A 15,988-nucleotide genomic window follows, 5' to 3' on the forward strand; every position below is an offset into this window, starting at 1 on the left:
TATGTTTAGTGCGTTTGGCACTAAATTGATTAAAAGCAATCACTGCGTTATGACACAGTATGTCACAACGTCAGCGCTATTCTGTGACAAACTATGTCGTAAAACAAGTGTTTTTTATGTGTTTAGTGAGAAATTTTCTAGCAGTGTTTTATATATTTGTAATTTAGGGGTTTGCTCACTGTATGGACTTATTGCCAGTATAGGAAAGGGTAAACGTAATTTAAGTGAATCAAGATTAGCTTGGTACTCGTCCATGTTTGGATCAACCTGATTTGCAATCCAGCCAATGCAATTTATACCCATACTTTGCATATGTGCAGCCGTAAGTAGCGCATGATTTAAGCAGCCTAACTTCATACCTACTACTAATATTACCGGCAGTTGCTCTGCTTTAACCCAATTGTATAAATAATCTGTGTTGCTTATAGGCAGCGCCCAGCCACCAGCCCCTTCGGTAAGTATATAATCGGCACCTTGCTGTTTTACGTTTTTATACGCGCTGCTTAGCTTATCTGCAGTAATAGTAACCCCTGCTTGCTCGGCGGCTATGTGCGGGGCAATAGCTGGTGCAAATGCAAACGGGTTAATTATATCGTACTTGGCACTTACCGTTGCGCTTTCCATTAATATTAGTGCATCGGCATTTACTAGCTGATCAAACGCCATTTCGCAGCCAGACGCGAGCGGTTTAAAACCAATTGCTTGCTTTTTATGTTGCGCAAGTAGCTTTAGTAATAAACTGGTAACGTGGGTTTTTCCGGCGTCGGTGTCGGTGCCGGTAATAAAAAATTCTTTCATGGCGTTATTTACCTTTGCTGTTTTATTTAACGGTTTTTATTTAGCGATTTTTATTTAACTGGTTTTTATTTACCAAGTGCTAATAGCATAACGTGATACGACACGTGCGCTTTATTATTTTTAAGCGGATATGCGCTGCATACCTGCTGCAAAGCGTGCTTAGTTAACAAGCCTCTGCGCGTATTACTGTGATTTTGCGCTGTAGCACCTATGGCCTTAATAGAGCGAATGGCATTTAATGGCGATGTAAACTCATCGCTATACAAGGCTTTTTGTATTGTATTAATAGTAAACCCAGACTTTTGGACTGATTGGTTTATATGCTGTTCGCTATTAAAGGTATTTATATGGCTGTTGTTATCAAGTGCGCTAAATGCGGTTTTTATCTCGTTAAGCGAGCCTTCAATAACGCAGCTAATATAGGCTTGCCCGCCTGGTTTGAGCGCAGTATAAAGCGATTTTAATAATTGGGCAAAATCGGCCGACCATTGCACTGCAAAGTTACTGTAAATAATATCAATACTATTGGCTTGCAGTGGCAGATTATCCATATCGGCGCATAGCCGTGGCGTATTTAGTGCGCTGCTTTGTAGCATGTTTAAACTAAGATCCATGGCAATAACGCTGCCAAATAATGTTTGCAAAGTATGTGTATTAACTAATGGCCCTGCGCCTAAGTCGATACACAGTTTGGCTTTATTACTGCTATTTGCATTCGCTTTTATAAGTTTAAATAAATCATCTGCGGCTTGTTTTTGCACATTAGCATGGTGGTTATAACTGCTGGCTGCTTTTGAAAATTTACTCTGCGCCCCCTTTTTAAGGCTACAGCTTGGTAATAATATAGGCCCTGCTGATAATGATTGTATATTTAACGGCTGCCTATTTGGCTCTGTATTTAATGGCTGTGTAGTTATAGAGGCAGCATTTAAAAGTGTTTGAGCAATCATACTAATGCACCTACTAAGCTATTAACTAAATGGTTAATGTCGTGCTTTGTATGCGCTGCGCTGAGAGTAATTCGCAAACGTGCGGTGTTATGAGCAACGGTTGGCGGGCGAATAGCAGTAAGCCAAACACCGTATTTTTTAAGTTTATTAGCCACGTTTAAGGTGTACTCGGCGCAGCCTAAAACAATAGGCTGAATAGCGGTACTTGACTCCATTACGGCAATATTATGTTGTTTAGCAAGTTGCTTAAAGTAGCTAATATTTGCCTTTAATTTAGCGCGTTTATCATCTGCGGTTTTAATCGCTTTAATACGTGCAAGAGTAAGCCCTGCAATAAGCGGCGACATAGCCGTGGAGTAAGTGTAATCGCGATTAAATTGCAGCATGTAATCAATAAAATGTTTACTGCCTAATACACACGCGCCGCTACTGGCTACCGCTTTGCCAAAAGTAATAACCAGTAACTCAGGTAGTTGCTCGGTATTAAGCGCCTCGCAGCTGCCTAATCCGGTTTTACCTAATACGCCAAAACCATGAGCGTCGTCTATCATTAGCCAAGCATTGTGCTGTTTGGCTAACGCCAGTAGCTCGCTAAGTGGCGCTTTGTCGCCATCCATCGAAAATACACCTTCGCTTATAATTAGCTTATTCTGCGCTGTTGATTTTTCTAAGCGGGCGCGTAAATGGTTCATGTCGTTATGATTAAAACGGATTAAAGCGGCGTTAGCATGCAGTGCGCCGTCTATTAGGCTGGCATGATTAAGCTTATCTTGAAAAACAGCACTGTGCTGCGCTACGGTTTTATCTTGAAACAGCGCTTTTATTACACTGCTATTAGCACTAAAGCCCGAGCTAAACAGCATAGCGGCTTCGTAACCTAACTGTGCGCATAAATACTGCTCTAGTGTGTGTTGCTGAACTTGATAACCGGTAACTAACGCTGAGCTGTGACTCCCTAATGCCGGTAATTCATTTAAAGCAATTGCGTTATCGCCAAAGCCTAAGTAGTCGTTACTGGCAAAATTAAGATAGGTTTTGTTATTAATAGTAATTTTGCGCGCCGTAGCATGCTGTACTTGGTGGCGTTTACGCAGTAGCGCATCGTGCAAGCGAGCTTGCAGATGCGTATTTATAAATTCAAATGACATTTGGCTGTGTTTACCTAGGCTTAGTTATAGCTTAGTTATTACTTAGTTATAATTATGGTTATGCTTCGTAAAATAACTTAGACGTTGCTTTGTCGGCCACTTGCGATGAAAGCGACGCGGCTACGGCTTCATCTGAATAGTCGTGACGAGTTTCTGGGTTCATCCCTAACTTTTTAATTAAGGCCATATCGGCATCGGCATCTGGGTTTTCGGTGGTAAGCAGTTTGTCGCCATAAAATATAGAGTTAGCACCTGCAAAAAAGCACATTGACTGCATTTGCTCGTTCATGGCGTTGCGCCCTGCCGACAAACGCACATAGCTTTGCGGCATCATAATGCGCGCGGTTGCAATTGTGCGTATAAACTCAAAATGATCTAAGTCATCTACGTTTTCAAGCGGTGTGCCTTTAACTTTAACCAGCATATTAATGGGTACGCTTTCTGGTTGTTGATCTAAGTTGGCCAGTTGCATTAATAAGCCATAGCGATCGGCTGCTTGCTCGCCCATACCTACAATACCGCCCGAACATACTTTCATACCCGCGTCGCGTACATTGCCTATGGTATCTAGGCGGTCTTGAAAAGTTCGGGTAGATATAATTTGCTCGTAATACTCAGGCGAGGTGTCAAGGTTATGGTTGTAGTAGTCAAGCCCAGCATTGCGTAGTTCATGGGCTTTTTCGTTATTAAGCATGCCTAGGGTCATACAGGTTTCTAGGCCAAGCTCTTTTACTTCTTTAACCATTTGCGAAATATACGGCATGTCTCTGTCTTTTGGATCTGACCACGCGGCACCCATACAAAAACGAGTTGCGCCTTTTTGTTTGGCTAAACGCGCTTGTTCTACTACTTTTTCTACCTCTATTAGGCGTTCGCGTTCTAAGTCGGTTCGGTAATGCCCAGACTGCGGGCAATATTTACAATCTTCTGGGCAGGCACCGGTTTTAATCGATAATAAAGTAGAAATTTGCACTTCATTTGGGTTGAAATTAGCACGATGAACCGATGCGGCTTTAAATAGTAAATCGTTAAATGGCATTTCAAATAGTGCTTTAACTTCACTGTGGGTCCAGTTGTGACGAACAGGTGCAAGTTCCATAGTTTTCTACTCTCTTTATTTTTTTCATAACGGTGATATTGGCTTAGTCTACTTCTTGAAGTACCATTGTCAACAAAACCAAGCTCACTTAAGTTTACATATGATTAAAAAGAATACGATTGACCTAGATTTTGATCGCCAGCATATTTGGCACCCTTATACCTCTATGACCAAACCTATAATGGTTTACCCTGTTACCCACGCAAATCATAATATTATTGAGCTTGAAACAGGCGAGCAACTCATTGATGGCATGGCCTCATGGTGGAGCGCTATACATGGCTATAACCACCCAGTTTTAAATAACGCCATGATTGAGCAAATTAACTCTATGAGCCACATTATGTTTGGCGGATTTACCCATAAACCCGCTGTAGAGCTGTGTAAAAAGCTAGTAAGCATTACCCCTGCTAGCTTAACTAAGGTATTTTTAGCCGATAGCGGCTCGGTAAGTGTTGAAGTAGCTATAAAAATGGCGCTGCAGTATTGGCTTAGCCAAGGCATTACTAACAAACAAAAATTAATGACTCCCTACAAGGGCTATCATGGCGATACCTTTGCGGCTATGAGCGTTTGCGATCCAGTTAATTCAATGCACAGTTTGTACAGCGGCTTTTTACCCGAGCATATTTTTGTACCAGCCCCGGTAAGCCGATTTAATAGTGAGTTTAACCAAGCTGAGGCAACCGAGCTTGAAGCGTATTTTAAAGCGCACCACCAGAGCGTAGCGGCATTTATTATTGAGCCAATTGTACAAAATGCTGGTGGCATGAACTTTTATCACCCTGAGTACTTAGCCTGCGTACGCAAGTTATGCACGCAATATAAGGTGTTACTTATATGCGACGAAATAGCCACTGGCTTTGGCCGTACCGGTAAATTATTTGCCGTAGAGCATGCTAATATTCAGCCCGATATAATGTGTATAGGCAAAGCACTTACTGGCGGCGCTATGACCCTATCGGCCACTCTTACCAGTGACAAAATAGCCACAGGTATAAGCGAAGGCGAAGCCGGTGTATTAATGCACGGCCCTACTTTTATGGGCAATCCGCTTGCCTGCGCTGTGGCCTGTGCCAGTATAGATTTACTGCTTGAGCAAAACTGGCAGCAGCGCATTGCCAATCTAAACAGCCAACTGCAACAACTCAATAAATGCAAAGAGCTTGATGACGTAGCCGATGTACGTACTTTAGGCGCTATTGGGGTGGTAGAGCTAACAGCGGAAGCAGGCAATGTTGATGTGGCTAAAATTCAGGCTTATTTTGTAGCACAAGGTGTATGGATACGCCCCTTTGGTAAACTTATTTATTTAATGCCGCCATATATTTCAGACCAGAGCAGCATAAAAACCCTTTGTGATGCCATTTATAACGCCATTAAAGGCAAGCATTACGCTTAAACTTACCGCTAAATTAAAGTTTTAGGGTTAAAAGTTGTACACACTTTGCCCTAATAAACAAACAGCCCCTTAACTCACCTTTAGAGTATTGATCTCAGTGATCTTTACCTATATGATAATACCTATCATTTACAGTTACCTTTTCGGACTCTTTTATGAACTTATTATTTAAACCAGCTAAAGCGTTAGGCGTAAGCCTGTTATTAGCCTCTGCTTTTATAACGCAACCGGTACTTGCAAACGGCCCTATTGGCGAGCATGTTAATCACCTTCAGGCTAATCTTAAAAGTTACGCCGAAGAAGTAGAGTGGATGGTTGGCAAAGTCGATACCATGGTAAGCGACTACGATACTAAAGGTGCTAAAGCGGTAAAAACAGATGACCTTATTGAATATTGGGAGTCGGTTAAATTTCACAGCGCCATAGAAACCAATTTTGTACCTGTTTACGCTTCTATTTGGCAAGGTATTTACGGCGTAAAAATGGCTATCGAAAACAAACAGCCTGCAGCTGAAGTTCGTAAACAACAACAAGCCATGAACAATGCCCTATGGCAAGGCCTTGGCGCTGTTAAATTAGCGGCAAAATTTCAGCAACAGGGTTTATTAGCAAATGTAACAACAACTGCAACCAAAGAAATGACCCAAAGTGCCACTATCGACGAAATTAAGCACCGACTCGATCGTGTTGTTGCAAAATTTGCTGAGCGTTTAAACGACGAAGCCACCGAAATTGTACACGACACTTACCTACACTTATTTGAAGGCGTAGAAGGCACACTAATAGCGCAAGACGCTAACTTAGTTGAAGTGTTAGAGAAAGACTTTAATGTAACACTGCCACTTGCTATTTCTAGCAACAAAAGCGTAGACGAAGTACGTAATGTAATAAGCGACATGCAAACAAAATTAGATCGCGCTAAAACGCTGATCGAAAAAGCCGAAAAAACACGTAAGGATGTATTTTAAGTGAAGCGTAGGACCTTTATACAAGGCCTGGTTGCGCTTGGGGCTGTGGGTGCATTACCACTGCCTCTTGCTCGCGCACTAGCGGCCAATATAGCAAACCCTGTGTCTGTAGATAGCTTACCTAAACTAGAGGGTGAGCTTACGCTTTATTTAGGGCGTGGTGAAGGTGGCTTATACGAAAACGTATTACAAGCTATCGAGAAAAAAAATCCAAACCTTAAACTCGGTATACGCCGAGGCCCAACTGCTGCATTAGCAAATACCATAGTAGCTGAAGCAAAAGCAGGCGTTCGCCGTGCTGACTTATTTTGGGCGGTTGACTCAGGCGCGATTGGTTTAGTTACCGATGCTGGCCTTGCACAGCCAATACCAAGTGATTTATCGGCTCAGTTACAACCGCAATTTAGATATAAAGAATGGACGCCGGTAACCGGCCGTATTCGTACCTTGCCATACAACACGTCGCGTTTAACTAAAGAGCAAATTCCCACCAGCATTATGGAAATTGCCGACAGCGATTTAAGTATTGGGTGGGCCCCTGCTTATGCATCGTTCCAGTCGTTTGTAACTGCAATGCGAATTTTAGAAGGTGATGACAAAACCGCTAAGTGGCTTAAAAAAATTAAAAAACGCTCTAAAACCTATGCCGGTGAATTAGGTGTAGTTATGGGCGTTGAGCGCGGTGAAGTTGATATTGGTTTTGCAAATCACTATTACACACTTAGGTTAAAGTCGGGCAAGCCAGATGCTAAGTTAGATTTAGCTTTTACCCAAAACGATGCGGGCTGTTTGGTCAATGCCTCAGGGGTGTTAGCTTTAAGTGACGATCCGTTAGCAACTAATTTTATGCGTTATTTACTAAGCACCGAAGTGCAAAGCTATTTAGCCAGTGAAGCTTACGAAATCCCACTTGTTAATGGCATTAGTGTGCCACAGGGCATACCGTCTTTATCGAGTATTTCGCCGCCTAAAATTGATTTAACTCAGCTCGCCGATTTACGCCCCACTATCGATTTAATGCGCAGTAGCGGCGTACTGTAATGCGACTACCAGCATCCTACCCAATGGCGCTGCTTGCAGCGCTCATTACGCTTACCCCTATTTATGTGTTAATTACCCTTGCCAGCGACACAAGCTCAGTATTTGACAGCCATAACCTCGACATTTTAGCTAATACCTTATCGTTAATGGCGTTAACTGTATTGGGTTCTATTTTAATTGGCGTGCCACTGGCGTTTATTAGCGCTTATGTACATTTGCCATTTAAAAAATTATGGCTGGTTATATTTGCAGCTCCCTTAGCTATACCTAGTTATATAGGGGCGTTTACGCTTTATGCAGCTTTTGGCCCTGGGGGGGAAATAAATAACCTCCTTGGCATTCCAACGCCCTCAATGGACGGCCTTAGCGGCGCAGCCATAGTAATGACCTTGTACACATTTCCGTTTGTAATGATGACCACCCGCTCGTCCTTACTCAGCCTTGATGCCAGTATGGTAAATGCTGCACGTACACTGGGTATGTCGATGACACAAAGTGTATTTAAAGTAATATTACCCCGCGTAGTTAATGGTATTGCCGCGGGATCTTTGCTTGTTGCACTTTATACTTTATCTGACTTTGGTACACCGGCAATGATGCGCTTAGATACCTTTACCCGAGTTATTTATGTGGAATACAACGCCTTTGCTTTGGGCCGTGCGGCTATGCTCTCGTTGCAATTAATGGTTATTGTTGGCTTTTTATTAATGATTGAATCACAAATAAAAACCGCCACTGAACGCCAAGGCAGACCACTTATTTTATTCCCTAAAAAGTGGCAGTTAAGCGCTATGTTTATAACTTTTGCGCCTATTTTGTTATTAGCCATTGGCTTACCTTTAGCTATATTTTCGTTGTGGCTGGCACGGGATGGTTTTAGCGGCTTTGATTTTAGTATTGCTTGGAACTCAACATATGCCTCAGCAATTGCTGCTGTAGTAGCTGTAATTGTGGCCATTCCGGTTGCTCATGCGGCTCTTAGCGGTAAAGCAGGTAAAGTAATGGAGCGCGTAACTTACTTTGGCTTTGGTATTCCGGGCATAGTAATGGGCACAGCGCTTGTTTATGGCGGCTTGCAACTGCCCTTTTTGTATCAAACATTAGGGTTGCTTATTATCGCTTATACGCTGCGCTTTTTACCCCTTGCTGTAGGCTCAGTACGTACCAGCACCGAACACTTAGATCCAAGCTTGGTAAAATCGGCTCGGGTACTTGGTGCCAGCCCACGCGAAGCATTTATGCGTATAACACTGCCCTTAACTATGCGCGGTATTATTGCCGGTGCGGCATTAGTGTTTTTAGAGTCGATGCGCGAACTAGAGGCCACCTTATTACTTGGCCCTACGGGGTTTGAAACCCTCTCTACTTATTTGTGGCGTGTATACGAAGCCGGCTATTTTGGCCGCGCTGCTATTCCGGGGTTATTATTAGTGGTGATTTCTGCGTGCGCGTTAGCTATTATGCTCACTGGCGAAAAACGCAACCAGCTCGAACATTAAGGATTTAATAACAAATGCTATCTGTAAGTCAGTTGTCTATAGATTATGGCAGTAACCGTGTAGTAAGCGATTTAAACCTATCATTAGGTAATAACGAAATACTTATGCTTGTAGGCCCTACTGGCTGCGGTAAAAGTACTATTTTGCAGGCATTAGCCGGCCTTATACCTATAAGCGAAGGCGAAATAAACAGTGGTAAATGGTGGGCAACGCCTAAAATTACTGTGCCTGCGGAAAAACGCAGTGTAGGTATGGTGTTTCAAGATTTTGCTTTATTTCCGCATTTAACCGTGCAGCAAAATATTTTTTTTAGGTTAAAAGACACCAGCCCAGGCGAGCATTGGATAAAGTTACTTGGCCTTGATGAGTTTAGAAATAAAAAACCAGCAACGCTTTCAGGCGGACAAAAACAACGCGTAGCACTTGCGCGCACACTTGCCCACCAGCCCGACTTTGTATTATTAGATGAGCCGCTTTCTAACTTAGACGCCGCACTTAAAGACATGCTGCGCTGGGATATTCGCAACGCGCTTAAAGCGGCGGGCGTACCTGCAATTTGGGTAACGCACGACCAAGAAGAAGCATTGTCGGTAGGCGATCGTGTGGGTGTACTGCAAGGCGGTAAAATTCAGCAAATAGATACACCAGAGCGCTGTTTTAGTATGCCTAACAATCGATTTGTGGCACGCTTTTTAGGGGAAGCCAGCTTTATAAGCGGCCAGTTTAGCCAAGGCCAAGCAACCACAAGTATTGGTAATGCCCCTGCCCACGGTGTTGATTGCGATAGTGGCGATGTAGATGTGCTGCTGCGCCCCGATGATGTATTACTAGTGCAAAGTAGTGTGGGTAATAATGGCGAAATTATTTGGGTGCGCTTTGAAGGTGGCAGCCGCTTATGTGCTATAAAGCTTGCCTGCGGAACTGTAGTAACCAGCCGCGTTAGCCATGAAATAGTGGTAAACCCCGGTGATGCTGTACATGTATCTTTAAGTACCTCACACCCGTTAGCGGTTTATAAACAACTCGCGCAATAATAAAGTATGCAACACTAAAAAGCCCATTAACATGGGCTTTTTTAATCTGTATAAATTACCATTCAAACATATAGGCCATTTTACTAATAGTTTTAAGTGGAATGTTATGGCTGTTACGCTTGGCATATAAATGCTGCATAGATTTGTCTTTTACTTCGCCCACAATCACTTCTTTTACTTGATAACCCAAAGCAACTGCCGCTTGTGCATAGGCAATAAATTCCCATTTTTTAATATTGGTGTTATCTACAATCACCAACGGGATATTTTGTGATAAAGCGTTAATAAAGCGCGCTAAATTTAAATTATGGTATTGCGGCAATTTAAACTTATCAAATTGGTATTCACCTTGATCATTAATAAAATAATCATCGGTTGAACAAATAACATATTGGCTTTCGTCTGCACCGGCGAGTTCATCGGCAAGATTTTGCGCATAATAAGACTTACCGCTTCCTGGTAGTCCTCGTAAAATAAAAACTTGTTTCATAGCATCCATTTTTTAGTATGTAATGGTAAAACGATTAATATAAAAATATCTGAATGTTCATAATGCCACAAAATGGGTAAACATAAGAGCAACAAATAACAATACTCACATTTAGGCCTTAAAACTGTATAAAAATAAAGCGCATTTATAAAAATTTTTAAAGAGTTGCCCACAATAGTTTTTTTATCTTACTTTACTAGGTAAGATACAGGGTTCAAGTGCAGCGCCGTTTAAGAGCAATTTTGCCAGCGTGTGGTGCGTAGTTAAATTATATAGTTAGGCAACTTATATCATTGGAGTGAAGATGAGCCATTTAGCGATTTCAGAGCTATTAAAAGGCAAGGTATCGGTAGACAGCCAAGTTACAGTAAAAGGCTGGATCCGTACTCGCCGCGATTCAAAAGCAGGAATTTCATTTTTAGCCGTTCATGACGGTTCGTGTTTTGATCCTATTCAAGCGGTAGTTCCTAATTCACTTAATAATTATGATGAAGTCACTAGCCTAACAGCCGGTTGTTCTGTGTCGGTTACCGGTGTTTTAGTGCAATCTGCTGGCCAAGGTCAGTCTTATGAGATTCAAGCTAACTCGGTTACTGTATTAGGTTGGGTAGAAAACCCAGATTCGTACCCTATGGCTGCAAAGCGTCATAGTATTGAGTACTTACGTGAGCACGCTCACCTTCGCCCTCGTACTAACATGATTGGTGCCGTAACCCGTGTACGTAACTGTTTAGCTCAAGCTATTCATCGCTTTTACCATGAGCAAGGTTTTTTATGGATAAGCACCCCTATTATCACAGCAAGTGACTGTGAAGGCGCAGGTGAAATGTTCCGCGTATCAACGCTTGATATGCAAAACTTACCGCTTACCGATAAAGGCGAAGTAGATTACAGCGAAGATTTTTTTGGTAAAGAAGCATTTCTTACTGTATCTGGCCAGTTAAATGGTGAAACTTACGCGTCGGCAATGTCAAAAATTTATACGTTTGGCCCAACCTTCCGCGCAGAAAACTCAAATACTTCGCGCCACCTTGCCGAGTTTTGGATGGTAGAACCTGAATTAGCATTTGCTGATTTAGAAGATATTGCAAAACTAGCAGAGCAGATGTTGAAGTATGTGTTTAAAGCCGTACTAGAAGAGCGCCGCGATGACATGGAATTTTTTGCACAACGTGTAGAAAAAACAGCCATTACTCGCCTTGAAGAATTTGTAGAAAAAGACTTTGCACAAGTTGATTACACCGAAGCGGTAGAAATATTAAAAGCCTGTGGTAAAAAGTTTGAGTACGCTGTTGAATGGGGCGTAGATTTACAGTCTGAACACGAGCGTTACTTAGCAGAAGAACACTTTAAAGCACCGGTTGTTATTAAAAACTACCCACGCGATATTAAAGCGTTTTACATGCGCCAAAACGAAGACGGTAAAACCGTTGCCGCAATGGACATAGTAGCGCCAGGTATTGGTGAGATCATTGGTGGCTCACAACGTGAAGAGCGCCTAGATATTCTCGATGCTCGTTTAGACGAAATGGGCTTAAACAAAGACGACTACAGCTGGTACCGCGATTTACGTAAATACGGTACTGTGCCGCACTCAGGCTTTGGCTTAGGTTTTGAGCGTTTAGTTGCTTATGTTACTGGTATGGGCAACGTACGTGACGTTATCGCCTTCCCTCGTACTAAAGGCAGCGCAACGTACTAATACGTTAACGCTTACTGTGTACCATAGTAAAAACCAGCCGATGGCTGGTTTTTTTATGCCTAAGTAACCTGAGATCCGGATAATAAACTTATCTCAAGCAGCTATTTTTCAGCGCTAACTGCGTTGAATTTTCTTGCAATAGGCCAGTCAGGTTAAGTGAATAAGTATCTTAGGTTTATTAGGTTTATTAGGTTTATTAGGTTTATTAGGCACAATCAAAAGCCGCAGCATCATAAAATGATACTGCGGCTTTTAATTTATCACTATAACTATAAATATAATTTTTAGTTATTAACTTATAGAGCTTGCTCTAGCTGTGGTAAAACATCAAACAGATCGGCAACTAAACCGTAGTCTGCAACCTGAAAAATAGGTGCGTCTGGGTCTTTATTAATTGCGACAATTACTTTTGAGTCTTTCATACCGGCTAGATGCTGAATTGCACCACTAATACCCACTGCAATGTACAAGTTTGGCGCTACAATTTTACCTGTTTGCCCTACTTGCATGTCATTTGGTACAAAGCCTGCATCAACTGCTGCGCGCGAAGCACCAATAGCAGCGCCTAACTTGTCGGCTATTCCGTGTAATAAACTAAAGTTTTCGCCATTTTGCATACCACGACCACCTGAGATAACCACAGTAGCTGCGGTTAATTCTGGGCGCTCTGATTTAGTTTGCTCATCGCTTACAAAGCTGCTTAGCGCAGAATCGGATACCGTATTAACTGCCGTTATTGGCGCGCTTGCTTGCTCTGTTTGTAAGTCGAAGCTACTAGCACGTACAGTGATAACTTTTTTGCTATCGAGTGACTTAACCGTGGCAATTGCGTTGCCCGCATAAATAGGACGCTTAAATGTTTCTGCGTCAACAACGTCAATAATTTCTGAAATTTGTGCAACATCAAGCAAGGCTGCAACGCGCGGCATAAAGTTTTTACCTGTAGTGGTAGCACTTACCACTATGTGGCTATAAGAATCAGCAAGCGATAGCACTAAATCTGCCATACTTTCAGCTAATTGATGTGCATATACTGCGTTATCTGCTACCAGTACACTGGCTACGCCATTAATAAGCGCAACTTCTTCGCTTAATACACCTAGGTTTTCGCCCGCAATAAGCACATCAATAGGAAAACCAAGTTTTGCTGCTGCGTTAATTGTTTTTGAGGTTTCTGGTTTTAATACACCGTTATCGTGTTCTGCTATTACAAGTGTTTTCATTTAGATTACCTTCGCCTCTGTTTTTAATTTTTCTACAAGTTGCGCCACGTCCTCAACTATAATACCGGCAGTACGTTTAGCTGGCTCTTCAACGCTAATTAATTGCACACGGGCCGTTAAATCAACACCCAAAGTATCGGCTGCAATAACCTCAAGCGGTTTACGTTTTGCTTTCATTATATTTGGCAGCGACGCATAACGTGGCTCGTTTAAACGTAAATCGGTAGTTACAATAGCCGGTAAATTAAGCGCTACTGTTTGTAAGCCGCCATCAACTTCACGGGTAACATTAACTTTTCCATCAACCACTTCAACTTTTGAAGCAAACGTACCTTGGCCACGTTTAGTCAATGCAGCTAGCATTTGGCCGGTTTGGTTATTGTCTGAATCAATTGATTGCTTACCTAAAATAACTAATTCTGGTGCTTCTTGTTCTACAATTTTTGCAAGTAATTTAGCAATGTGCAGCGACTCTAACTTTTCATCGGTTTCGATGTGAATGGCTTTGTCGGCGCCTAGGGCTAATGCCGTACGTAACTGTTCTTGCGAGGCTTTTGGCCCAATTGTTACGGCAATAACTTCGCTTGCTGTACCCGCTTCTTTTAAGCGAATCGCTTCTTCAATTGCAATTTCGCAAAATGGGTTCATCGCCATTTTTACGTTGGTTAAATCAACGTCTGTTTTGTCTGACTTAACTCGCGCTTTTACGTTGTAATCTATAACTCTTTTTATTGGTACGAGAACTTTCATATGGACTCCATCGTTATTTAAACCTACAAGCTGACGTGCACGTCAACCTATTTATTTTATGAAATCAGACTACTGTCTATTGACGTAAACATCAACCTAAAATAACCTTTAAACATTCACAACCCATAACTTTTTATTAGCATCTATCAAATGGGTTATGTATTTCATTAACGTGTAGTTAAATATAGGGTACGTTAACCATTCGAATAAGAGGTATTTATGATCACCCGGGAAACCATGGAATTTGATGTAGTTGTTGTAGGTGCAGGCCCAGCGGGTCTTGCATGTGCAATAAAACTGGCACAACAAGCGCAAAATAAACAACAAGAATGCATGATCTGTGTCGTTGAAAAAGGTTCAGAAGTGGGTGCTCATATACTCTCTGGTGCCGTGTTTGAAACCAAAGCGCTGGATGAATTACTGCCAAATTGGCAAGAGCTCAACGCCCCTGTAACCACCAAAGTAGCAAAGGATGAAATTTACTGGTTTAACAACGAACAAAAAGCCACCGCTATTCCGCACTTTGCCACACCAAAAACCTTTCATAATGATGGCAATTATATTGTCTCTATGGGGAATGTTTGTCGCTGGTTAGCTGAGCAAGCAGAAGCACTGGGAGTCGAGATTTTTCCTGGATTTAGTGCGCATTCGCTTATTATTGAAGACGACACAGTAAAAGGCATTATTACTGGCGATATGGGCCTTGATAAAGGCGGCAACGAAAAAGATGGTTACATGCCTGGCATGGAGCTACGCGCTAAATACACCGTATTTGCCGAAGGTTGTCGTGGTCATTTGGGCAAACAACTCATTAATGAATTTGCCCTCGATGATGAGTCATCACCGCAGCACTATGGCTTAGGCTTAAAAGAAATTTGGCAAATTGATGAAAGTAAGCATCAATTAGGCACAGTAGTACACGGTACAGGCTGGCCGTTACAAGGCGATACTAACGGCGGCGCATTTATGTACCACTGTGAAAACAACCAAGTTGTGGTAGGACTGATTGTTGATCTCAACTACTCAAACCCGCATTTAAGCCCGTTTGATGAGTTTCAGCGCATGAAACACCATCCGGTGTTTAAAAATGTATTAGCAGGCGGCGAACGTGTTGCTTATGGTGCTCGTGCTATTGCTAAAGGCGGCTTGCACTCATTACCAAAAATGCATTTTCCTGGTGGGTTATTGGTAGGCTGCGATGCAGGTACGCTTAACTTTGCAAAAATTAAAGGTAATCATACTGCAATGAAGTCGGGTATGGTGGCAGCTGAAGTTATTTTTAAAGCATTAGAAAATGAGCAAGCAAATACCGACTTAAGCGAGTTTAAAGACGCGTTTGAGCAATCTTGGGCTTATAAAGAATTGCAGCAATCACGTAACTTTGGCCCTGTTATGCACAAGTTAGGTAAGTTTGTTGGTGGCGCATATAACACCCTAGATCAAAATATTTTTAATGGTTGCTTGCCATTTACCTTTAAAGATAACACCCCAGATCACGATACTTTAGTTGATGCGGCGGATGCCGATAAAATAGTGTATCCAAAACCCGATGGTAAACTCAGTTTTGATAAGTTGTCGTCGGTATTTTTATCAAATACTAACCACGAAGAGTCACAGCCGTGTCATTTGCAATTAAAAGATCCGAGTATTCCAGTTGCTGTAAACTTAGTTAAATTTGATGAGCCAGCGCAGCGCTATTGCCCTGCTGGGGTTTATGAAATTCAAGAAATTGCTGGCACTAAAGAGTTTGTGATTAACTCGCAAAACTGCGTGCATTGTAAAACCTGCGATATTAAAGATCCGAGCCAAAATATTACTTGGGTAACTCCGGAGGGGACTGGCGGGCCAAATTATCCTAATATGTAGTTATTATTGTTAATAAAA

The 15,988-nt window shown here is 42.1% G+C and carries 14 protein-coding genes; 7 read left to right on the forward strand and 7 right to left on the reverse strand.

The genetic code is table 11. From position 1 onward, the window contains the following. Window positions 1–114: 114 nt before the first annotated feature. From bioD to bioB, 4 genes are all read right to left on the reverse strand, one after another. Window positions 115–798, reverse strand: a complete 684-nt coding sequence (bioD, locus tag RB215_RS07780) for a dethiobiotin synthase (protein ID WP_309216157.1) — start codon at window positions 796–798, stop codon at window positions 115–117. A gap of 65 nt (window positions 799–863) precedes the next feature. After that, a complete protein-coding gene (locus tag RB215_RS07785; RefSeq protein WP_309216158.1) occupies window positions 864–1,748 on the reverse strand; it encodes a methyltransferase domain-containing protein in 885 nt (294 codons plus the stop codon). Then, window positions 1,745–2,896, reverse strand: a complete 1,152-nt coding sequence (locus tag RB215_RS07790) for an 8-amino-7-oxononanoate synthase (RefSeq protein WP_309216159.1) — start codon at window positions 2,894–2,896, stop codon at window positions 1,745–1,747. Before RB215_RS07790 ends, RB215_RS07785 begins: the two co-directional genes overlap by 4 nt. A gap of 58 nt (window positions 2,897–2,954) precedes the next feature. Then, entirely contained in the window at window positions 2,955–3,995 is a 1,041-nt protein-coding gene (gene bioB, locus RB215_RS07795) for a biotin synthase BioB (RefSeq protein ID WP_309216160.1), read from the reverse strand. Window positions 3,996–4,095: 100 nt separating this feature from the next. Between bioB and bioA the strand changes: the two genes are divergently transcribed. The 5 genes from bioA (at window position 4,096) to RB215_RS07820 (ending at window position 9,939) form a co-directional block, all read left to right on the forward strand. After that, window positions 4,096–5,397, forward strand: coding sequence for an adenosylmethionine--8-amino-7-oxononanoate transaminase (gene bioA, locus RB215_RS07800; protein WP_309216161.1), 1,302 nt, complete (start codon window positions 4,096–4,098; stop codon window positions 5,395–5,397). A gap of 155 nt (window positions 5,398–5,552) precedes the next feature. Then, window positions 5,553–6,365: a hypothetical protein gene (locus RB215_RS07805; RefSeq protein ID WP_011328289.1), complete on the forward strand. Its 813-nt coding sequence runs from the start codon at window positions 5,553–5,555 to the stop codon at window positions 6,363–6,365. Continuing rightward, a complete protein-coding gene (locus RB215_RS07810) occupies window positions 6,366–7,406 on the forward strand; it encodes an extracellular solute-binding protein (protein ID WP_011328290.1) in 1,041 nt (346 codons plus the stop codon). Beyond that, window positions 7,406–8,905 (forward strand): iron ABC transporter permease, encoded by a 1,500-nt coding sequence (locus tag RB215_RS07815; RefSeq protein ID WP_011328291.1) that lies wholly within the window; start codon window positions 7,406–7,408, stop codon window positions 8,903–8,905. Before RB215_RS07810 ends, RB215_RS07815 begins: the two co-directional genes overlap by 1 nt. 14 nt (window positions 8,906–8,919) lie before the next feature. Beyond that, on the forward strand, window positions 8,920–9,939 hold the full coding sequence (locus tag RB215_RS07820; RefSeq protein WP_309216162.1) for an ABC transporter ATP-binding protein: 1,020 nt from the start codon (window positions 8,920–8,922) through the stop codon (window positions 9,937–9,939). Between the two features lie 55 nt (window positions 9,940–9,994). Here the strand turns inward: RB215_RS07820 and RB215_RS07825 are convergent, their stop codons facing one another. After that, a complete protein-coding gene (locus tag RB215_RS07825; protein ID WP_309216163.1) occupies window positions 9,995–10,429 on the reverse strand; it encodes an ATP-binding protein in 435 nt (144 codons plus the stop codon). A 304-nt stretch (window positions 10,430–10,733) separates the two neighbouring features. Between RB215_RS07825 and asnS the strand changes: the two genes are divergently transcribed. Further along, window positions 10,734–12,131 (forward strand): asparagine--tRNA ligase, encoded by a 1,398-nt coding sequence (asnS, locus tag RB215_RS07830; protein WP_011328294.1) that lies wholly within the window; start codon window positions 10,734–10,736, stop codon window positions 12,129–12,131. Between the two features lie 296 nt (window positions 12,132–12,427). On the opposite strand, the gene RB215_RS07835 is transcribed toward asnS, so the two are convergent. Further along, window positions 12,428–13,354 (reverse strand): electron transfer flavoprotein subunit alpha/FixB family protein, encoded by a 927-nt coding sequence (locus tag RB215_RS07835; protein WP_086993365.1) that lies wholly within the window; start codon window positions 13,352–13,354, stop codon window positions 12,428–12,430. Continuing rightward, a complete protein-coding gene (locus tag RB215_RS07840) occupies window positions 13,355–14,104 on the reverse strand; it encodes an electron transfer flavoprotein subunit beta/FixA family protein (protein WP_011328296.1) in 750 nt (249 codons plus the stop codon). A 219-nt stretch (window positions 14,105–14,323) separates the two neighbouring features. Here RB215_RS07840 and RB215_RS07845 point away from each other — a divergent pair, with 219 nt between their 5' ends. Beyond that, window positions 14,324–15,970 (forward strand): electron transfer flavoprotein-ubiquinone oxidoreductase, encoded by a 1,647-nt coding sequence (locus RB215_RS07845; RefSeq protein WP_309216164.1) that lies wholly within the window; start codon window positions 14,324–14,326, stop codon window positions 15,968–15,970. Window positions 15,971–15,988 lie beyond the last annotated feature (18 nt).

It is taken from the genome of Pseudoalteromonas sp. HL-AS2, assembly GCF_031198805.1.
Lineage (GTDB): Bacteria > Pseudomonadota > Gammaproteobacteria > Enterobacterales > Alteromonadaceae > Pseudoalteromonas > Pseudoalteromonas nigrifaciens.